General features: G+C 43.0%; 20 protein-coding genes. 6 read left to right on the forward strand and 14 right to left on the reverse strand.

From position 1 onward, the window contains the following. Nucleotides 1–47: 47 nt before the first annotated feature. Complete coding sequence (locus ACO1R6_RS00960; RefSeq protein WP_486261559.1) at nucleotides 48–1,034, reverse strand: GlxA family transcriptional regulator; 987 nt, start codon at nucleotides 1,032–1,034, stop codon at nucleotides 48–50. Between the two features lie 125 nt (nucleotides 1,035–1,159). Between ACO1R6_RS00960 and ACO1R6_RS00965 the strand changes: the two genes are divergently transcribed. Then, nucleotides 1,160–1,588, forward strand: coding sequence for an SRPBCC family protein (locus ACO1R6_RS00965; protein ID WP_486261561.1), 429 nt, complete (start codon nucleotides 1,160–1,162; stop codon nucleotides 1,586–1,588). A gap of 89 nt (nucleotides 1,589–1,677) precedes the next feature. Continuing rightward, nucleotides 1,678–2,172 (forward strand): SRPBCC domain-containing protein, encoded by a 495-nt coding sequence (locus tag ACO1R6_RS00970; protein ID WP_486261564.1) that lies wholly within the window; start codon nucleotides 1,678–1,680, stop codon nucleotides 2,170–2,172. A 116-nt stretch (nucleotides 2,173–2,288) separates the two neighbouring features. Here ACO1R6_RS00970 and ACO1R6_RS00975 read toward each other — a convergent pair whose 3' ends face one another. Both ACO1R6_RS00975 and ACO1R6_RS00980 read right to left on the reverse strand, forming a co-directional pair. After that, complete coding sequence (locus tag ACO1R6_RS00975) at nucleotides 2,289–4,454, reverse strand: xanthine dehydrogenase family protein molybdopterin-binding subunit (protein WP_486261566.1); 2,166 nt, start codon at nucleotides 4,452–4,454, stop codon at nucleotides 2,289–2,291. 13 nt (nucleotides 4,455–4,467) lie between these two features. Then, the gene (locus ACO1R6_RS00980) at nucleotides 4,468–4,920 is read right to left on the reverse strand and encodes a (2Fe-2S)-binding protein (protein WP_486261568.1); all 453 of its coding nucleotides are present in this window, start codon (nucleotides 4,918–4,920) and stop codon (nucleotides 4,468–4,470) included. A gap of 828 nt (nucleotides 4,921–5,748) precedes the next feature. Between ACO1R6_RS00980 and ACO1R6_RS00985 the strand changes: the two genes are divergently transcribed. Continuing rightward, on the forward strand, nucleotides 5,749–6,276 hold the full coding sequence (locus ACO1R6_RS00985) for a DinB family protein (RefSeq protein ID WP_486261570.1): 528 nt from the start codon (nucleotides 5,749–5,751) through the stop codon (nucleotides 6,274–6,276). Nucleotides 6,277–6,302: 26 nt separating this feature from the next. Here the strand turns inward: ACO1R6_RS00985 and ACO1R6_RS00990 are convergent, their stop codons facing one another. From ACO1R6_RS00990 to ACO1R6_RS01015, 6 genes are all read right to left on the reverse strand, one after another. Beyond that, nucleotides 6,303–7,940 carry an FAD-binding protein gene (locus ACO1R6_RS00990; protein WP_486261572.1) on the reverse strand — a complete coding sequence of 546 codons (1,638 nt, stop codon included), beginning with the start codon at nucleotides 7,938–7,940 and terminating at the stop codon, nucleotides 6,303–6,305. An 11-nt stretch (nucleotides 7,941–7,951) separates the two neighbouring features. Continuing rightward, a complete protein-coding gene (locus tag ACO1R6_RS00995) occupies nucleotides 7,952–8,278 on the reverse strand; it encodes a hypothetical protein (RefSeq protein WP_486261574.1) in 327 nt (108 codons plus the stop codon). 10 nt (nucleotides 8,279–8,288) lie between these two features. Further along, entirely contained in the window at nucleotides 8,289–9,830 is a 1,542-nt protein-coding gene (locus ACO1R6_RS01000) for a membrane dipeptidase (protein ID WP_486261576.1), read from the reverse strand. 2 nt (nucleotides 9,831–9,832) lie between these two features. Further along, nucleotides 9,833–10,885 carry a hypothetical protein gene (locus ACO1R6_RS01005; RefSeq protein ID WP_486261578.1) on the reverse strand — a complete coding sequence of 351 codons (1,053 nt, stop codon included), beginning with the start codon at nucleotides 10,883–10,885 and terminating at the stop codon, nucleotides 9,833–9,835. Between the two features lie 10 nt (nucleotides 10,886–10,895). Further along, nucleotides 10,896–12,275: a hypothetical protein gene (locus tag ACO1R6_RS01010; RefSeq protein WP_486261580.1), complete on the reverse strand. Its 1,380-nt coding sequence runs from the start codon at nucleotides 12,273–12,275 to the stop codon at nucleotides 10,896–10,898. A gap of 335 nt (nucleotides 12,276–12,610) precedes the next feature. Continuing rightward, nucleotides 12,611–13,195, reverse strand: a complete 585-nt coding sequence (locus tag ACO1R6_RS01015; protein ID WP_486261582.1) for an acyl carrier protein phosphodiesterase — start codon at nucleotides 13,193–13,195, stop codon at nucleotides 12,611–12,613. Nucleotides 13,196–13,332: 137 nt separating this feature from the next. On the opposite strand from ACO1R6_RS01015, the gene ACO1R6_RS01020 reads away from it, so the two are divergent. From ACO1R6_RS01020 to ACO1R6_RS01030, 3 genes are all read left to right on the forward strand, one after another. Continuing rightward, nucleotides 13,333–13,827: a pyridoxamine 5'-phosphate oxidase family protein gene (locus tag ACO1R6_RS01020; protein WP_486261584.1), complete on the forward strand. Its 495-nt coding sequence runs from the start codon at nucleotides 13,333–13,335 to the stop codon at nucleotides 13,825–13,827. A 79-nt stretch (nucleotides 13,828–13,906) separates the two neighbouring features. After that, entirely contained in the window at nucleotides 13,907–14,620 is a 714-nt protein-coding gene (locus ACO1R6_RS01025; protein WP_486261586.1) for a spheroidene monooxygenase, read from the forward strand. A gap of 322 nt (nucleotides 14,621–14,942) precedes the next feature. Beyond that, on the forward strand, nucleotides 14,943–15,533 hold the full coding sequence (locus tag ACO1R6_RS01030) for an HD domain-containing protein (RefSeq protein WP_486261588.1): 591 nt from the start codon (nucleotides 14,943–14,945) through the stop codon (nucleotides 15,531–15,533). On the opposite strand, the gene ACO1R6_RS01035 is transcribed toward ACO1R6_RS01030, so the two are convergent. The 5 genes from ACO1R6_RS01035 to ACO1R6_RS01055 form a co-directional block, all read right to left on the reverse strand. Next, nucleotides 15,514–15,963 carry a cyclic nucleotide-binding domain-containing protein gene (locus tag ACO1R6_RS01035; protein ID WP_486261590.1) on the reverse strand — a complete coding sequence of 150 codons (450 nt, stop codon included), beginning with the start codon at nucleotides 15,961–15,963 and terminating at the stop codon, nucleotides 15,514–15,516. The genes ACO1R6_RS01030 and ACO1R6_RS01035 overlap by 20 nt on opposite strands. 9 nt (nucleotides 15,964–15,972) lie before the next feature. Then, a complete protein-coding gene (locus tag ACO1R6_RS01040; RefSeq protein ID WP_486261592.1) occupies nucleotides 15,973–18,720 on the reverse strand; it encodes an NTP/NDP exchange transporter in 2,748 nt (915 codons plus the stop codon). A 213-nt stretch (nucleotides 18,721–18,933) separates the two neighbouring features. Further along, entirely contained in the window at nucleotides 18,934–19,980 is a 1,047-nt protein-coding gene (locus ACO1R6_RS01045; RefSeq protein WP_486261598.1) for an adenylate/guanylate cyclase domain-containing protein, read from the reverse strand. Then, nucleotides 19,977–20,354, reverse strand: a complete 378-nt coding sequence (locus ACO1R6_RS01050; protein WP_486261594.1) for a response regulator — start codon at nucleotides 20,352–20,354, stop codon at nucleotides 19,977–19,979. Before ACO1R6_RS01050 ends, ACO1R6_RS01045 begins: the two co-directional genes overlap by 4 nt. 16 nt (nucleotides 20,355–20,370) lie before the next feature. Next, on the reverse strand, nucleotides 20,371–21,141 hold the full coding sequence (locus tag ACO1R6_RS01055; RefSeq protein WP_486261596.1) for a sensor histidine kinase: 771 nt from the start codon (nucleotides 21,139–21,141) through the stop codon (nucleotides 20,371–20,373). Nucleotides 21,142–21,190: the final 49 nt, after the last annotated feature.

Consider the following 21,190-nt stretch of genomic DNA (forward strand, 5'->3'; position numbering starts at 1 on the left):
AGCCACGGCCCATTGGCGGAAATTAATTATAACCCAAGCAACTAAAATTAACTTCCCATATTGTATTTTGCTTTGTAGTCAATCGGTGTTGTCCCAGTTATACGGGTAAAAACTTCTCGAAATGCTTTGGTGTCGTTATAGCCGACATCATACATTACTTCATTGACGGATTTTCGAGAATTTTCAAATTCCTTTTTAGCTACTTCAACTTTTACTCTTTGTAAATAATCAAACGGTCTAAGACCTGTTGCTTTGATAAATCTTCTGTCAAAGTTTCGTCTACTCAAACCAAATTTCACAGATAAATCTTCAATGGAAATTTTTTCCTGATAATTATTTTCCATAAAAGTTTGTGCGTCAAGAATAACATTGTCATTATGAGTTTTATGACCTTTAAAAATTAAAAATTCTGATTGCAGATTTCTATCCAAATCTATCTGAAAGTATTTGGCACAATAAATGGCTGCTTTTCGGTCATAGAATTTTTCGACCAGGTACATGAGTAAATGTAGAAAAGAATAAGCACCACCATTGGTGTAGATTCCGTTTTCGTCTGTTATTAATTTATCAGTTTGTAAATCTACATTCGGAAATAAGGTTTTAAACTCTTCCGCCAATGCCCAATGGGTGGAACAAGTCTTTCCGGAAAGTAAACCTGTTGAGGCCAGCATAAAGCTTCCGGCGCACATACTTGCTACTTCTGCACCTTGTTTGTATTGTTCCTTTATCCAATCAATCAGCCTTTGGTTATTTTCTGTAGCTGTTTCATAGCTGCGAATTAAAGTAGCAGGAATAATGATTAGGTCGTTTTTCCTGCATTCTTTTATTGTAAGGTTAGAATTAATAGACAAGAATCCACTCTTAAGTAACTTTTCATCCGTAGCGCTTACCAAATTCACTTCAAATACGGGTTTCCTGTCCGTCTTTCCAAAAAAGGTGTTAGCAGCCATAAACACCTGATAACTTCCAACAATACAAGCAATTGTATTCATACTTGTTTGGTCGTCTGGAATCAAAATACTTAATCGTTTCATTGCCCTGGTTTTTTATGAAGATAAGCTAAACCGTTGTCTAAATCAACCCTTTAAAATGTCTAAATAGCACCAGATAAAGATGTAAAATAGAAAATATCTTTGTAACGCAACAAAGAAATAAGGAAATGAATAATTACACATTTGGGTTCGTAACGCATAAACCGTCAAAGGAAATATTTGAATTATTGCTCGATATTAATCAATGGTGGTTGGGAATTTATGAAGAAACCATTACGGGCAACAGCCAAAAACTTAATGATGAATTTTCATTTTCTGCTGGCGGTGGGGCGCATTATACAAACCAAAAATTAATTAAACTTGTACCGTACACAAAAATTGTCTGGCAGGTTACGGAAAGTAATCTTTCATTCTTGCACAATACAAAGGAATGGGAAAACACAAAACTCGCCTTTGATATTTTGGAAAAGGAAGGAGAAACACGAGTACGTTTTACTCACATTGGTTTAGAACCACAAATTGAATGTTATAATAGTTGCTCGACCGCTTGGACGAAATATCTTCAGAACCTTGAAGAAAAGTTAAAAAGTATATAAAAATATCATCGCCAATCATTTTAATTTTCACGTTGCTCTTCTGCATTACAATTTATAAAACCAGAGTTCAAAATTTAAAAACAGCAACAATGGATCACGAAAATTATACATCAACTATTACAGTAAAAGAAAATGCCACAACTTCTTTTAATGCTATCAAAAACTTTAGAGCTTGGTGGTCAGAAGAAATTGAGGGAAATACCGATAAACTTGGTAAAACATTTTTCTATCATTACAAAGACGTTCAATTGTGCAAGCTAAAGTTGATAGAAGAAGTCCCAGACAATAAATTGGTTTATCTAGTTATCGATAACGAATTTAGTTTCACACAAGATAAAACCGAATGGATAAACACCAAGCTTATATTTGATATTGCTAAAGAAGACGAGCAAACTAAAATAAAATTCACACACGAAGGTTTAACTCCACAATATGAATGTTATGAAGTGTGTAATGATGCTTGGACAAGTTATATACAAGGTAGTTTAAAAAATCTGATCGAAAGCGGGACTGGAAAACCGAACGGTAAAAAAGGCGGCTTAAATGCTGAACTCATTAAAAAATGGCGACTCCCCAACAAATAACAACTACCACCAACAATAGTAGCGGTTGCACAACTCACTAATTTAATGTTAGTTCTTAATCTTTTGTCCGCCTTTTTGTTGTAAGTCGAATATTTTAACAGCTAATGTCAGGAAAGCTATTTCAGGTGATCGGTTAAACCATTGGGCAACAAGGGCAAAGTATACAATTTTACCCCGGTAGCATCGGCAATGGCATTCCGGATAGCGGGTGCAATGCCCACAATGGGGGCCTCCCCGGCGCCAGCCGATGGTAAATCTTTGCGGTTTACCTGTATTATCTCAATTTTAGGTAAATCTTTAAACCGGGGCACGCGGTATTGTGCAAATTTAGAATTTAATATTTTACCGTTTTCAAACTGAATAGCTTCGAACAAAGCGCCGCCCAAACCCTGCACAATTGAACCTAATATCTGGTTTTCTAAATGTTCCGGATTTACAATGGCCCCGCATTCAAAAGCCGTACTCGTCCGGATAACTCTTACTTCGCCGGTTTGCCGGTTTACGGCCACTTCGGCAAAAGTAGCCACAAAGCCGCCCTTTTCGGTACCACCACCCATACCAAAACCATGGTCGGGAGCTGGTTTGGTTTTGCCCCATCCAAAGTTTTCGGCGGCGGCTTCAAACACGGCGCGCAGACGCGGCTCCCGTAAATTCTTTAACCGGAAAGCCAAGGGATCTTGTCCCAGCATTAGGGCCAGGTCATTAATATGCGATTCTAAGGCAAAAATATTGGCTGTAGATGCCAGGCCCCGGTAAGAACCTTGTTTTAACGGCGAATTTACCGGATGATAAGCAATATCCTGGTTGGGTACTTCGTACGGCGGGCGAATGCCGGCTGCCCCCGAATTGTAATTGTGAAAAGACCAGGCGGTTAAAGTACCATCGTTTTTAATGCCACTGTTTACTTCTATTACCCCGGCGGGCCGGAAATAAGCCCAGGTAAATTCTTCTTCGCGGGTCCAGGTGAGTTTAACCGGCTTTTGCGCCACTTTGGCCAACCGGGCGGCTTGCAGGGCGGCTTCGCCGGAATGCTTACCGCCGTAAGCCGAGCCGGTGTCGGGCATAATTACCCGCACTTTTTCGGTGGGTAAATTAAATTCACTCGCTAAATCGCTTTGCACCCCAAAAGGCCGTTGGGTTCCGGTCCAAACGGTTAGTTTTCCGTTTTCCCATTGGGCCAGGGCTGCCCGTGGTTCCATGGGAGCATGTGCAATATAATCTACATGGTAAGTTGCTTTTAACGTTTTATCGGCGGTGCCCAGGCCTTGCGCAATATTGCCTTTGGCAGTAGTGCTGTTACGCCCGCCTCCCTGGTTATTAGCTGCATTTTCTTTCAGGTAAGTAAATATTTCGTTTCTTGAGGGCTGGGGCGTGGTTTTCCATTGGGCTTTAATGGCCGCAATAGCAGTTTCGGCCGTTTTAATATTGGTAGCGGCAACCCCAATAAAGTTTTCCTGGTGCACCACCGTTACATCCGGTATGGCTTTGGCGGCGGTTAAATCAACCGAAGTTAAAACGGCTCCGTATGCTGGTGGCCGTAATATTTTGCCGTAAAGCATACCGGGCACCTTTAAATCAGAAACAAATTTGTGTTGGCCGGTTAATATTTCACGGTTGTTTACCTTAGGTACCGAAGTGCCGGCCACTTCCCATTTTGCTGCCGCTGTGGTTGGAACCGTATCTGAAATGGTTTGTAAAAGCTGTTTACCTTTGGTTAGCTGCCCGTAGGTAATTGTTTTTTTATTCGCCGGATTTGTAATGTTGCCGTTGGCTATCTTTAAGCCGGCTTTACTTGTTTTAAATTCCTGAGCAGCTAAATCCAGGAGCACTTCGCGGGCCTGGGCCGCCGCTTTCCGAAGCTGACTACCCATGGCCGGTGTTGAGCGACTGCCAAACGTACCGGCATCGTAAGGCACCAAATCGGTATCGCCCATAATAATTTTTATAGAACTAACCGGTACCTTTAATTCTTCGGCTACAATCTGGGCCAGCGACGTCCGGATATTTTGCCCTACTTCTACCTTACCGGTAAAAACCGTAACGTCTCCCTTCTCATCCAGGTGAATCCAGGCACCTATTTGGTTAGTGGGCACTTTAGCCAGCGCGGCCGCTTCTTTAAATGAATCGGCCAGAGTGGTGCCCGGTACCATTACCGCTACCGCCAAGCCACCGCCGAGTAAGCGAAAAAAATAACGCCGCGAAATGAAATTTGCCGGAGTAGTAGCACGCTCCTCTTCACTTTCCGAAATAAAAGCCAATGATTTTGTTTCTTTGTCGTTCATGTGTTGGCGAAGATTAAACGTTGGCGGCGGCTTCCTGAATAGCTTTAATAATGCGGGGATAAGTACCACACCGGCAAATATTTCCGTTCATAAAGTCTATTATCTGGGTTTCGGTAGGCTGCGGATTTTTTCGGAGCAAAGCCACCGACGACATCAGCATACCGGATGCACAATAACCACACTGGAAAACATCTACCTTCAGGTAAGCTTGCTGCACGGGGTGTAAGCGGCCTTCTTTTTCCAGGCCTTCTATGGTGGTAATAGGCTTGCCGGCTACAGCACTGAGAGGGGTGCGGCAGGAGCGCACGGCGGTATCATCGAGTAAAACAGTACAAGCCCCGCATTGCCCTTCGCCGCAACCGTATTTGGTGCCGGTTAAATCAAACTCATCGCGAAGCACACGCAACAAACTGGTGTCGGGGGTGGCACTGGTTGCGCGGGTAGTACCGTTTACTTTAAGCTCCATATCTTGCCGGTTTAATATCAGATAGAAATAAACTTAAGCAAAATATCTTAAAAAGGCAAACTGCTTAAGCTAAACCATCTGGTACGCTAACAGAAGACCATGAGCTTTAAAAAGAAATGATTTACAACTTGAATTCTGATAGATTAATCAAGCGTATAATTCAGCTTAAAGAAACTAAGCAAATAAAATTTACCGCAAAAACATACTTTAACTAAACACCTATTAGCTACTAATAATGAATATTTTAAATTTTAGCGATTATAAGATCGGTATTTGATATTGGTGTTTTTACCTATAAACCGGGATTTGGCATTTTGATTATTAAATATTAACCGCGAAATAAATATTAAGCCAAAATTAACAACTACGAGCAGGAATAATTCTAAGTACAGATTCATCTGAATAAATTTCCGGCAAAATTAGAAAAAAATCATTTTAGCCATAATATTTTAGATGAATAAAAGATTTTAGCCGACGAACTTAAATAATAATTAATCAGGTGTTTGATCAAAATGGAAATCAATCTTAAGTTGAATATATACAAATTGAATTAAATCATTCTTTTTCAACTAAGAAGCTGTTTTGCATTTTATAAAATGGTAGCCTCCCTTGCTCTTACTGCGCAGGCACCAGAGAGTAGTTTGGCAGAAGCGTTAGTAATTGGCGGTGATAACGCCACCAATGGCGCTAACACCACCAATGGCTCCAATCCTTGTTCGAAACAGAATTACAAAATAGCTTTTATAACTTTTGGAAAAATTAGATAATATTGGTACTTCGTTTAAGTTTGCTAGTAAAATACAAGTCAATTTAAAAACAGGTAATCACATGCGTACTGAAAATAATAAACCGGAAGTTTGGCTACGGGGGCCATTGCCGGAAGTACCGCCCTTGCTGCAGCCAGTAGCCCACGCACTATTACAGGCCCGTGAAGAAGTAAACGATTTATTGAGAACATTTCCGGAGGAATTGCTCTGGGAAAAACCGGGCGGCGTGGCTTCTATTGGGTTTCACTTACAACACTTAACCGGTGTGCTTAACCGGTTATTAACCTACGCCCGGCAAGAATCCCTGACGCCCGAACAACTCGCCTATTTAGCCCAAGAAGGCAAACCGCAGGACCAGCATATAACCGTTGAAAGTCTGGTTCAGGCATTCGAGGAACAGGTGGATGCGGCCTTGACGCAACTAATTAATACTCCCGAAAATCAACTGGTTCAAATAAGAACGGTAGGCCGGGCTCAGGTACCCTCTACTTTAATCGGGCTGTTGGTACACGCCGCCGAACATACTACCCGCCACTTGGGCCAGCTATTGGTTACCGCCCGGGTTCTTATGAGTATGTCCAGCAAGTAAGACTAGCCATGATTAATCTTAGGAAATTAAACTACTAAGGGTTCCTTAAATTTATCCAAGCCGCATTTTTCCAGAAAATCATTGTTAAAAACCTGCTGTACTTCTTCGGATAATAGTTGGTTGCGGTGCCTTAACCATTTCTGTAACACCGCTTCGCCGTAAATTTTCTTTACCCGCTCTTTGTTTAAAATATTGTTTATTTTGCCCCAATGTACCGAAAAAGGAATATTCAGGGCTTCTACTTGTTTTACAAAAGCTTCGGTAAACTGGTGGTTTATTTCGGTATCGGCCCCGTCTAACTCCAGCACACAGGAGTTTTGGAACCGGGCAAAGCCCAGGGTGGCCTGGGTGCCTTTTACAAACCGAAAAGCCATCACGCCCACAAAAGGCGTTTTTTTATTTAGTGCCAGAAAAATATTAATTACTTCCGGAATATTTTGCCGGTCGAAGGCAAAACCCGCACTAAATAATTTGCCCCGGAAAATTGTGTTCCGGAAAGTTTCGCCGATGGTGCCAATAGCAGTTTCGGGCCGGTTGTATGCCACTTTAAACAAAGAATTTACGGTTTTAGGAATTAACAGTAAATCGAGTTTATGGCCCGGCACCTTTTCTACTACATCCAAAGCCGACTGCATTAAGCCGAGTAAGTCATCGCCGTAAGTAAATTTACCTTTAGCCGAAGGATCGTGCGGAATGTAATCGGGCCGGTAAGGCATTTTATACATTACCCGAAAGTATACATCATCGGCTTGCCCGGTTTTATCAAAGGCGTGCGGGTTAATGGCCAGTTCAAAATGGTAAAGTTTATCGGCCGGGTGGCGCAACTTAGCCGCCAATTCGTTAAAATCGCCGGATCGGATGGCTTTCTGGAGGGCTGCGTTATACGGCAATTTGATTAATTGCTGCTCCAGCAAAAATTTGGGTTCTACTTCTACCAAAACACTATGAATAACGCCAAAGCTGCCAAAACTTACCAAAACAGAATTAAACAGGTCGTCGTCCGGAATAAATTCGGCTTGTAAAGCGGTCCGGAATTTGGCCGAGGTGACCGGTTTGCTCGCCCGCTCCAGCCACACGTGCCGGTTTGGGCCCACCACCACGTGCATACCCACAATGCAGTCGCAAACCGAACCGTAGCGAAATGCCGCGCCATGCGTGCCGGTACTAAAAGCCCCCACAATGGTTTGCCCGTTGCTGCCACCCGACACCCGCAACGACTTGGCCGGATTTCTTTCTTTTTCGAGCAGCTCGTTTATTTTTATTATTTCGTTGCCGCACTGGGCAAAAAGCAAATTACCGGCTTCTCCGCCGTTACTTAAGTAAGCCGGGTTTAAATAGCTTTCCCCCAATTCGGCTTTTAAGGTTAATTTTTTAGTGTTAATTATACCATCGGTACATACGGCTACTTTGCTTAAAGACCAACCGCTACCCATGGCCCTTAATTTAATTCTTTTTTGCACCGCATAATTTATCAGCCACTGAATATTGCGGGTGGTTTGGTTGTACTTGTCCCAGAAACCAGGAAATTGCTGTTTAAAAACCGGATCCGAAACACTCAGGTCAAAAGATACATCGGGTTTAAGCTTTTGCGTAAAGTTGGCGTGCGCATTGGTCCACTGCCATTTAGGTATTACCAACGGTTTTATGCCTATCGGGAAATTCATCGTGATAACTTTTAAGGTTGATTAAGCTTTTCTTCGGCTACCTGGCTGGGGCAGCAATCCCAGGTAATTTTTTGTGGCACCACCAGGCCCAGGGTAGCCGCCGACAATAAAATATAACCCAGATTGGTCTGGCTCGATATTTTACACACGGCATTCGACTCACATTCGGCCGGAATATCTTTGGGCTGCAACAGGCCCCACACAAAACTAACGGTGGTTTTTTGGTGGGGCATAATATTATCGGTACTGTAATTTCCTACCAGGCGGGTGGTCATGCAGGCCGAGGCCGGCAACAGCAGCAAAATACCGATGCGGGTAAACCAAAATACTTTGGGCATAAGAGTTTATTTAAAAGTGGGTTTGCAGAAAAGTAACAACGTTTTTGTAACTGATTTTCTCAATTATATCACTTACCTCGGCAGGTGCCCGGAAGGCATCGAATTTAGATTCGTTTAAGCAACGCTGCAGTTGTTTTTTAAAAGCCGGTAATTGGTCGGAGGTAACAAATTTATCGGTGGGGTTTATCTGGCCGTCAAAATCGGAGCCAATGCCAATGCGGTCCCAAATTTCGTGTTTATCGGGGGCACCGGTGTTGTACACCGTTTTTACAATATGCTCAATCTGGTCGGCCAGGAGTTCGGCCCAGTCTTTTTCGTTCCACAAAACTTTGCCTTTTCTTTTTTTCTTGCCGCTCAGAATGGGTTCGTAAAAGATGAGCCCCAGCAACCCTTTGGTCTGGTGAATTTTTATGATTTCGTCGTCGTACAAATTAATGCTCCAGGGATTAAACGTGCTGCTATCTTCCCATTCACTATCTAAATCGGCCGGGTTAAATTCTTGGTCGTCGAGGCTAGGCTTACCGTTTACGGCAGCGTGGCTCATTATAACTGGAATAATATCGGTGGGATGGGTGGCGTGGTAGGCATCCAACAAATCATAATATTCTTTCCGGCTGCGGGTACTCATGTGCTTAATATCAATAAAGATGCGCTTACCGGGGTTGGGCCGGCTCTGAGATTCGGCATCAATGCCCAATAACCGCTGAATTACTTTGCTACCCAATGGACTTAATCCGGCATTAAGGCCCGGTTGGTATTTAGGCGGAGTTTTGGCAGCGGCAAAAGGTTCGGCGTAATCCAGAATTTTCCGGAAAAGGCCGGTCAATGGCTGGGCATGGCCGCACAAATCGTTGTAAAACGCGTGGGTCATGGTAACCCAAACGGGTGCGTGCGACCAAGCCGGTACGCCTGGGCTTTCAATCCCTTTTAGGGCATCTACCCTTTGCAAAATTATTTCTTCGCTAACATTAAACGGGTTAGGCGTTTCGTTAAAATTGATATGGCCGGTACCTAAGGCATGCGCCGACTCGATGGTAAAAACCAGGGCAATAATGCGTTCTTTGGTGTTGGTTTTATTTGCGTTCAGTACCCCATCAATCTCGGCAAAATTGCGGGCTACTTTGTAGCGGCATTGGGTCTTTTTACCAGTAGACGCCAGCTTAATATTTTTAGAAATATTTTGTCCGCCCAAATACAAGCGCACTTCTTTTTGGAGTAAATCGTAATGATCGTACTTATCGGATTGGTAATGCTTTATTTTATCTTGCGGCAGCGTACTTAAAAAAGATGAAAACTGAGCTAAAGTATTTTTAGAAACCGGCCCCTGAAAAAACAATATTTTTTGTTCGGGCGGGGTTAAGGCTACGCAGGCTACCTGCACATCGCCTTGCACCATGTTCTTTAAATCGGCGGTCGTAAACCGTACCAAACCCAGTAAGTTGCCAATTTTGCTGGGCTTACCAATGGGCTCCCACAAATCTACCACGTCGTTCTGAATATATTTGAGCAACGTGTGGCAATGTATATCGGCAAAAATATCTGCTTGTGCCATAGTTAATAAAATTTAAGATGATACCGGACGCCAATGGTAATATCTAAAGACCGGAAATTAACCGCGTGGGCAATTAAGCTGGTGCTGCCCGAAATTTGCTCCGGAATACGTACCGTTTGCCGGGGCCGGTAGCCGCCTTTTAATTGCAAAGACAAGTTGCGGCGCGAATAATAATCGATGGTTAAGCGGTAATGGGGGGTAAATCGGCTTTGCCGTTTAATGTAATCAAGGGTACCCAACTGACCTTCTACCAGTAAGTTGTGGTAACTCAGCCCTGCCCCTGCCGCAAATTCCAGCCGGGTTTTGTTCATGGGTGTTATTGGATTAAACACGTAATTGGCCAGTAAACTGTACGTTTCGCCGCGGGCCGCTTCGTAATTATCCGTAGGATTGTGGTGATCTTCGCCGCCGGTAATTTGCTGGTTTACAAAATTATTGAAAGATATCCCCACGCCTACTTTGCGGGTTAGGTTATAGTCGGCGGTTATGTTCCAGGTATACGGGGTGCTGGAGTTTTCGCCGTTGGGGTAATGCAGGTAACCAAACCAGTGCGGTATATGGCCCGGAATACCCGAAATAGCGTACGCATTCTTAATGCTCTGGTAAGTCATAACACTGGCCCAGCCGCCACCCAGGGCAACATGCAATTTTGCGGGTTCTAAAGTAGCTACATCGCGCCGGGCGCCTACCACCGCTCCCATTATGGCTAGAGGCGTAGCTACAATAAACATATCTACCACGGCGTGGATAGGCCGCGACACAACTTTGCCGTTCGATAATATCCAGTCTTTACCGGTAAGCCCCAGAATAACACCGCCCGTACCGCCAATGGCAAAACCATACGCCGCACCGCGCCAAGGCGTATTCATCAATTTTTTACCTTCGTCCGGTTTGGCTGGTACTCGTAATAAGGTATTGGTGGTATTATTGTTAGAAACGTTGGCCGAAACAATAGCGGATGAATCGGGTGGCCATTGCGCAAAAGCCCTTAAGCCCGGTTGCAGGCCTAAGAACAAAAACCAGCCAAGCCGCAGGAAAAGTATCTGTTTTTTCATAAGCCAAATTTTAGTACAACCAGTTTAAACCAAATTGTAATTGTCCCAAAGGTTCTAAAGCTACATTGCCCGAAACCCAACCTTCGGTTTTCATATCGCCTTCCAGGAACCACTCTACCCGGTTAAATAACCGCGAGGCTACTCCTAAGCGCACCAAACCGCCGGTATTCCCCCCCACACTTCTAAACATCTGGTCTTTGGGCTGAATCCATAAACCCATGGCGCCGGTCAGAAAAATATTTTTGTAAGGTAAGCGGTGAATTTCCAGGTCTATGCCCGGAAAATGCTTTTCGCGGTTGCGGTAATCGTGGTAAGTAAAAAACAAGTTTACCTGGTTCTGTTTCAGGTACAAGTTGTAATCGATTACCCGCCCAAAAGATACCAGGTTATGTACCAGGCTAAAGTTCCAGTAAAAGGGTTGACTGTTAAACGGGTTCATGCCCCGGAACCGGGCAAAACCAAAGTTGTGCGGCGACACCAGGTTAAGCCACACCAATCGGGATTGCTTTTCTAAATAGTCCTTCTCTTCGGTAGTAAGATCTTCGTTCCCGATGTACCGATCTACGCCGGTACCGTAAGGATGCGCCCCGCCGTTGGTACCACGCAAGTTATATGGTTCTTCGGGCCGGAAAAGGTCATATACCCAGGGCGTAAACTCTACCCCCGAAATATCCCGCACATTAGGCGCTAATTCTACTTTATTGCGTTTATCGATGTCGCGGTCGTAATTTTTTTGCCGGAACTCGTTCACGTATTGGATGGTGACCAGGGCATTTAAAAGATTAGGTACAATATCGCGGTAGCCGGGGGTGCCGTAATAAAATGCATCTTTTTTAATTTGCTCCACTACTTCTAATTGTGCTTCGTGGCCAATGCCGCGGTTCCGGATAAATTCGGCCGGGTAATCGCGCTTAAAATTTATCAGGTCCTCGTCCGTTACATTTTTAGTAGCAATTCGCTTTTTAAAGAACCGGAATTCATTGGCCTGGTTGTAACTCGTAATGCCGTGGTAACGCAATACGGCCCTGTGCGCTTCCTGGTGTTGCCAGGCCGTACCGGTAGGTAAATAAGTATAAACTACATTAAAACCCAGGATAGAACCAGTGGTTAAAACCTTACCCCAAAACGGGTGCACCGGCTCCAGGGCTCTACCTAACGTAGTATTAACTACCTCGTGTATGGCCACGGTGTTGTAGATAGATTGGTTTAAACTGGGCCAATAATATCCGTCTTTAAAATTTAAAGGATAATCTAACAGGTATAAATTTATGGGCCGAGCGCGCTCAGAATCCGACGCAGCAGCATTATTGGCCTCTTGTGCCCAGACAATGCGACAGGTTAGCGCATAAATCAGCAAAAATAATCCGGTAAAGCTTTTTGTATTTTTCATGCCGAAAAGGTTACAGCATCTGGAGCCATTATTAGAATAAACTGCCCGAAAAACTGCGTACACAGCAGTTAACCCATTTAAAATAAGCTAATTATAGTCAGTCTGAATAAGGAGCGTGAAGGCCGAAAAAACGGTCCGGGGAGCAAAAAAGAAGACGGCAGGGTTAATATAGTTTACTATTTATAACTATGACAATACGCCATTTAATATATCTAAGATAAGGGGTAAATATGGTTAAAACAATACTTAGAACTAAGTATTTTTACTTGACCGGTAGGCATTGTATATTAAGTTGTTACCTGATTTTACTAGAATTACGGCGTTAAGCACAAAATTTACTTAGTAGCCAACTGCTTCCCGACATAAGCTTGCAGTTCGGGGAAGAAAGCCTGAAACTCGGTTTTATAATAATTGTAATTTAACTCCAGCTCATCGGCGGCTGTTTCCATGTTTGAGGTAAAAGCAGTGCGGCGGCTTAAGCCGGTCAAAGATTGCCGGATACCGGTTATCTGGGCATAATTTAAAAGCCAGTTTTGTTTAACCATGTAGGGCAAAAAATATTGCACCCGTTCCGGCAGAATGGAGTTATATTTTTGCACGGTGGCATATACATGCTGCGCATAATCGGGCAGGTTGTAAGCAGCGTAAGCCGGGAAATTAGCAGCCAGAAAATGATCGTAATAAATATCTACTACCACGCCGGCGTATTTACGGTACTGCGGCCGTAAACGGGCTTTTGAATCTTGTACTACCGGGTGCGTATCGGTAAAGGTATCAATCTGCCGATGCAGAATAATACCTTTTACTACGGCCTCCGGAAAATGGTTTAACTGACTACCACGTACCGAGTCGGCAATAAAATTACCTACCAAAAGCGCGTCATTATTACCCGATAAAAAAGAATGAGCTAAATAATTCAAAACGTTTATTTAAAAATTACCCCAAAAAGCTAAACATATACGTTCATTAGGGGTTAGTAATTAGGCTTACAATTTAGGTACCGGATAACTTTTGACTTTTAGCCGCGTACCTTTTTACGAGTTCAGATTATAAAACTATGGAAAATAAAGCAAATGAGAATCTGCAGAAGCTGGCAGAAAAGATTAAAAGTATAAAAACCGCCATGTTGGTTACGGCCGAAGAAGACGGAACGTTGCGCAGCCGCCCCATGCAATCTTTACAGATAGAAGGCAACACCATTTGGTTTTTAACGGGTTATAAATCGAGTAAAAGTTACGAGATTAAAAACGAAAGCCACGTTAATTTAAGCTATGCCGATGAAAGTAATAAATTATACGTATCGGTATCAGGTACTGCTTCGGTGGTGCGCGACCGCCACAAAATAAATGAACTGTGGAGCGAGCCGTTTAAAGCCTGGTTCCCCGAAGGCAAAGAAGATCCGGATGTGGCGTTACTGCGGGTAGATGTAACCCAAGCCGAATACTGGGATACTCCCTCTAGTCCGGTGGTTCATTTAATTGGCTACGCGAAAGCTACTCTTACCGGCGAGCAATACCATCCCGGCGAAAACGAAAAAATAAACGTTGAATAAACCAGTTAAGAAAAGGAGAATAAGTTTCTCCTTTTTTTATGGGTTCTTTTTCTTAAGTTCACCGGCAAATCTACATTTCTTGTACGCACAAAACATTACTACCCTTACTTTGTTCGGCCTTAAAAAGGGTCATTGGCGCTGGGGATTAGCCCAAATGGGTACCATGCCACCGCGTTTGAAAGACGTACCCCGGCTAAGTTTTTTTAAATTGCTGGGTAGCGGCAAAGGCCGGGTTTTTAGTTTAACCCCCGATTTTTATTTGTACGGTTTAATGGCCGTTTGGGACTCCGAAGCGGCAGCAGATAATTTTTTAAATAATTCTAATATTATTCAACAATACCAGGAACACTGCCACGAGCTTTGGACCATCAAATTAATTCCCATTAAAGCGCACGGCCAATGGGATGGCGTAAATCCGTTTACACCTACGCCAACCGAAGTTAAAAACACCGGTAAAATTGCCGTACTTACCCGTGCTTCTATAAATTTACGCGCCTTACCGGCTTTCTGGAAACACGGCGTAAAAACCAGCCAAGACCTGGAAAATGCGCCCGGCTTACTGGCGGCCGTGGGTTTAGGCGAGTTACCTTTTGTAAGACAAGCTACGTTTAGCATCTGGGAAAACGAGACTTTTATGCGTCAGTACGCCTACCAAACAGCTCACCACCAACAGGTAATAAAAAAAACCAGGCAAGACCATTGGTATTCCGAAGAGTTATTTGCCCGTTTTCATATTATCTCGGCGAATGGTACCTGGAAAGGCCGTAATCCTTTAGCCGCTTTCTCGCTTTAATAGTCAATTCGCTCTTCTTGGGTTTTAATGCCAAATGGTAATCCGGTAGGTTAACCTATAATATTTCTTTAAAATATTATTTAGATTGATAGGCATTTTAAAGCGCGTTCTACTATTTTTCGATAAATTATTAGGCCAAATAGTACCCATCCTTCCGGCTATTATATATATTACAACTTCAATTAATAGGCTAAATAATATTAGTAACAGCACAAAATACCATTCCCTTATTTATCAATATAAATAATGAAGTAATATTTTTTAAGATCTGATTACAAATAAATTATAAACTAATTACTTACTAAACATTCCAGAATTTCTAATGGAGCAGGTACCTTTTGCCAGGCTGAAAGAGGCGGTAATACTAAAGCTGAAAAATGGCTTATCGTCGCAACTAAGCTACCATAATATTGCCCATACCTTAGATGTTCTGGAACAAAGCGAAATTATTGCCCATTTAGAAGGCATTACCGATCCCGAAGATCTTTATTTACTAAAGGTAGGTGCATTGTACCACGATGTCGGTTTTTTAGAAACTTACCAGGGCCACGAAGAAAAAAGCTGCCAGATTGCGATTGCCGAACTTCCGGCTTATGGATTATTTCCAGCTCAAATAGAAACAATTTGCGGTTTAATTAGGGCCACCCAATTGCCCCAAGCTCCTAAAAACTTACTGGAACAAATTATTTGCGATGCCGACCTGGATTACTTAGGCCGCTCGGATTTTTACCAGATTGGCCAGGGTTTATACCGGGAATTTTTATGGCAGAGCATTGTAAAAGATGAAACGCAGTGGAACCAGGTACAGGTAAAATTTCTGGAAAACCACCAATATTTTACGGCATCTTCGCGCTTGCGCCGCCAAAAACAAAAAGAAGACCGGCTCTTTGAAATTAAGGCAAAGATCGGGTAGCCGCTTTAAGTTGCACCATTTCGGTATCCATCAGGCGTAAGCGCCGGCCCAGCGTTTTTAATATGCCTTTGAGCACCTCGGCGTTGTTCAGCAATATTTCGTAAAACGGCTCTTGCCCCAGCTTAAGCAAAATGGTTTCTTCCTGGGCCGTGGCACTGGCCGAGCGCGGTTCGGCATCCAGGATAGATAATTCGCCTAAAATTTCGTTTTCAGCTAATAGGGCCAGCGTATGCGTTTCGTCGTGAATCCGGATTTTGCCTTTGTAAATAAAGTACATACAATCGCCGGAATCGCCTTTTAAAAATAAATTTTCTTCCGCCTCCAGGTGCAGTTCTTCTAAAACACCCGCCAATTCTATTAATTCTGTTTCGGGGGTGCGGTAAAATATTTCCGATGAACGCAGCGTCAGCACTTTTTCAATCAGCAACATCAGGTATTCTTAAGATATTTGGGATAACACATACGTTTTGGTTTGGCTAAAAAGCTCGCCGGCGCCATTGGTCTCCTGGGTCAGCATTTCTTTTAACGCCACGGGATTTTTAAGTTCCGGAATCAAATAACAAGCTACCGATTGGGTCCAGGCATTTAAACCAGCTTGCTTATCGGTTAAAATATTTCTTAAAACCTGGCTTGGCTCCTGTTTAAAACTAGTAGGCAAGCTGGCTTTACCGCTACGAATATCCTGCAAAAATTCCAAAATTGCATCAACGGCCGTAAAATAGCGCTTGGGCACCGATAACTCCAGCATTTCTATAGCATTAAACATGCGGTCGGGTTGGTTGCCGTTTAAAAGTTCCAGCACCCGCTCCAGGTGCGCCCGGTGGTGCAGCAAGGCAAAACTTTTAAGTATTGTTTGTAAATCCTGTTCCAGTTCACGGTACAAAGCTTCACTTAATAACTGCAGTTGATTAAAAGGAGCGGTAGCCCAGTATAACTGCATTTTAATTTTATCCTGCTCCAGTTTAGCCTGGATAAAGGCTTTGATATTCGCCTGCCCGGTTAAATTTATTTCGGCCTTTTTAAGGAACAAAGCTTGTATAATTTGGTCCTGCAAATTCTTTTCCGTGGCAAATACCCCGAGCAGATAAGCCGTAGAATGCGGACCTTTTACTTTACCAGCAGTTTTATGCAAAGCCGTCGTAAACGAAGCCGGTAAGTTTTGGCTCGGTAAATATTCTGGAGCAAATACTTCGTCGCCAAAATTTAAAATACCCTGCTGAAAGGAAGTTACATAATGATGCCGGGCAGTTGCGGCAATCATTTCGGGCAAGAGGTTAAACTTTTTGGCTGTACCGGTTACTTCCAGAGCTTTTTTAACAACCAGCGGTGCTTTAGAATTTAACAAATTAGCCAGTTCCTCGGCTCCGGCGGCCTCCGGAACAACAGCCATTACGTCAAGGGCAACTAGGTTTTCTTTTTCAACGGCGCTTAAAGCCAAATATTTAACTTCTTGCCGGAATATTTGCCCTACTTCGGGTTCGGGGCGCGTAGCCAAGCCTAACAAAGCAACTTTTTTGCCTTCTAAATCCAGGTGCTGCCAAGCTTGGTCGGTGGTAGAAACTCGCTCTTTCAGGCAATAAAAAACTTTAATTAATTCGGATTTTAGTTCTGCATCCGGATTTTGGGTTAAATGTTTTTGTACCAACGGAAAAGCCTCTTTTATCCGGTGCTTTATAATACGGCCTAACACATATATTTTAACCTGGTTAAATGGATTCGCCAGGTTTTGCAACAACAAATTAGGTAATTTTTTGTAGCCCGATCGCTCGAGTAATTCCAAAGCAATTATTACTTCCTGGGGTTTAGGGCTTTGGGTTTTAGCCAATAATAAATCCCTGACCGGTTGTTCGTTTAAAAACAATTGCGTGCCGGTAAAATAACCTTTCTTTAACGAATGGATTAAGGTAGATAAATATTCTTTTTTAATCAGGAAAACCGTAATGGCCCACCCCACCAAAAGTAGCAGCAAGGATTTACAAACAAATTCTATAGAAATTTCGCCGAGGTTGTTACGGAAAACATACACAAAACCACTTACCGCCAATAAGGCAAAAGGCATGGTGTAGCCTTTGGTAATTAAATGGCCTTTTAGGCGCGCATGCGGATCGAGCGGCTGAAAAAGAATAAAAAATGCCGGGTCCTGCACCGCCGATTTAAGCACTTCGGAAAGTAATACCATGATACCAAAAACCAGCAGCGTAGCTTTAAAATCTCCAGCCGAAAAAAGAATAAAGCCACAGATTAGTGCCAATATAATAGGCATAATCAGCAATGAATTAGCCAAGCCTAAGCGGCTAATAACCCGGCTACTAAAGAGCAATTTAAAAATAATAGCGGCTACCCGGCCCAAAGCAAAAAACAAACCTAAAAAGGCTGCCAGCTCATGACTGGTTTTGTACCGCGACTTAATTTCGGTAACAAACGTGAAATCAATCAGAGAAAAAATAATAAACCCAATTAAAGACCAAACCGCAATAATAAATATAAGCCGGTTATGAAAAATACTACTAAATAAAGAATGACTTTTATGGGAACTGTGCTGGGCTGTTGGGTGCTGGTTAGCGTTATGGGAATGATCGTGGCTTTGTATAATGGCCGGGTGGTTAAAACGATGCAAAAAATAATAGGCTACTATAAAAGCGCCCACCGAAATTAATAGCATGTTATGTACGCCTATTACCGGCACCAGAACCGCTACCGCCGCATAACCCAATATTTTGGCCGGAATATCGCCGGAACCTACTACCGTAAATATACGCTTACTTTCCCGCACGTTAAAAATAATGGCTGCCATGCCCCAAAAAGCATAACCTACCAGCATATACACCACCATGTTCCAGGCCGATAAAAAAAATGGCAACCAGCTAACCGGGTAAATGGTTGCTTCGAGCCAGGTTAAGGCCAACGACACCATGGAAAATAGAATGATGAGGCTTAAGAGTTTCTTGGCCGAGTATTTCTCTTCTAACCGGGCATACCCAAAGTTGGCTACTAAAAGCAGGCCGGCTGTAAGCACCGAAACGTTGGGCAGTTGCCGGATATCGTAAGTGGCTATAAACAAGGTAAGGGCGCTGGTAAACAAAAATGAGGTGGCCACGCCTAAAAAAAATTGCACTAAAAAAAGCTGCTTCACTATCCCCGCTTCGGCAGGTTTAATATTTAACAGGCTACTAATTCGTGATTGCATAAATGTAAAGTTGCCAACGCATAAACTAAATCGGTCTGGCCAAAGGCGCCTAAATAAGGCCGAAAAAAAGATTTATATATTTTCCGGCCTTGTTTAGAATTCTGAAATAAAATTTATAGATAAAACTTACTTTATTTAAATCATGTTTAGCTGATAAACAACGCCTTATACCTTAAAAACTAAAGTAATAATTTATTTTATGGAAGATTATTTCTAAGCTAATACCTCGTAGATAACTACAGCATTGGCTTTATTTTTAAGGGTAACTTCGCCTATTTTGCGGCAGCTAAAAGATTCTTTTGCTTTTTCGTAAACCTCTTGGGTTATAATTATTTGCCCCGGTTGAGCCGTGGCTTGCAGGCGCTGCGCCATGTTTACGCCATCACCGATTACCGTATAATCTAAGCGGCGCAACGAAGCCGAACCAATATTTCCCGAAATGACTTCGGCCGAATTGATGCCAATAGACACCTGCGGCCGGAAAGTATGTTCTTCCAGTTGCACTTCGGGTTCCTGGGCCAATAGTTCTTTAACCGCTAATGCGGCATCTATGGCCCGGTCTAAATGGTAATTGCCCCGGAAAACCGCCATGATGGCATCGCCCATAAATTTATCGACGTGGCCGTTTTGCGCAATTACTTCTTTCACCATTAAATCAAAATATTTATTGATGAGGTTTACCACAGTATTGGCCGGCACTTTTTCGGTGATAGAAGTAAAGCCGCAAATATCAATAAACATAATGGTAGCCTCAATGGTCTCGTTGGCGAGTAAGCTGTGTTCAAACTCCTGGTGGGTCATGAAGTTCAAAACATTTTCATCCACGTACATTTTCAGGATGTTGTTTTCTTTTATGGCCCGCAGGGTTTCGCGGATTTGCGTTACGTGCTGCACCGTTTTATCCATAGTAACTTCCAGGTCATCAAAATTTACCGGTTTACACACAAAATCAAAAGCACCCCGGTTCATGGCCATCCGGATGTTATCCATATCGCCGTAAGCCGATACCATAACGGCTTTTACCACCGGGTTGGCTTCGGGTAGTTTGGTTAATAAAGTGAGCCCATCCATTTCGGGCATATTAATATCACTTAAAATAATATCTAAATCCGGATTTTCTTTAAGCTTTTGCAGGGCTTCCAGGCCATTGTGGGCAAAAACAAAATCGTAGGTATTTTCCCTGATTTTGCGCCGGAACTTTTGCTTAATCAATATTTCTAAATCCGTTTCGTCGTCTACCACCAATATTTTGGCCATTATACCGCAAAAGTTTTAAGTTTTTCTTTTAATATATTAAAATCGAGCGGTTTGGTTAGAAAATCATCGGCCCCAAACTGCATGGCTTGCCTATAATTTTCTTCGTCGCCGTAGGCCGTTATCATCATAATGGTGGGTGGCGCAGCCGTATACTTACCGCGAATGCGGCGCAACAACTGTAAACCACTCATGCCGGGCATATTTATATCCGACAATATTAAAATTACTTCGGACGGATGTTCTTCAAAATAAGTGTAAGCTTCTTCGCCGGACTGGCAAAAGCTAAAATCTACCTCACCATTTTTTATTTCGCGCCGGAACCGCTGCAAAAACAACGGTTGTACATCGGCTTCATCGTCTACCACCAGTACTTTCATGGGTAAATATTTAGGCTTAAATTAGAACTTCTTTTTGATTAATAACCGGAATCCGGATAATAAATTCGGCATATTCGCCTTCGGCACTTTCTATGGCCAAAGTACCGCCGTGGCCTTTGGTAATAATATCGTGGCTCAGCGACAAGCCTAAGCCGGTACCCTGCCCGGTTGGTTTAGTGGTAAAAAACGGTTGTAGTATTTTGTGCCGAATATTTTCCGGAATACCCACACCGTTGTCTTTTACCCGAAACTCTACTTCACCGGCATTTTTTTGGCTTGTAATGGTAACCTGCGGTTTAAAATCTTCGCCGGATAGCTGCTTTTTTTTGTGCACCGAGTAAAAAGCATTGTTAAACAAATTTAAAAAGACCCGGCCAATATCTTGCGGTACTACTTCAATTTTAGCTAGATCAGGCGCAAAACAAGTTTGAATTTGGGCATTAAAGGTTTTGTCTTTAGCGCGCAAGCCATGGTAACTTAACCGCAAATATTCATCGGCCAGCGCATTCAGGTCAGTAAGTTCTTTCTGACCGGTGTTGGCCCGCGAGTGGTGCAGCATGCCTTTTACAATAGAATCGGCTCGTCGGCCGTGGTGGTTAATTTTTTGCAGGTTTTGGGTTAGGTCGGTTATAATTTCGGTGGCGTATTCTATTTCGTCTGCGGGTAATTTCTGCAAAGGACCGGCCTTTAATTCGTCGAGCAATTCGGTACTTAATTCTGAGAAATTATTTACAAAATTTAAAGGGTTTTGTATTTCATGGGCAATACCGGCGGTTAATTCGCCCAAAGAAGCATGAGGCCACTCTCGGCGATGGTTGGGATCTTCGGGTCAAGCA

Source organism: Adhaeribacter sp. (genome assembly GCF_057359045.1).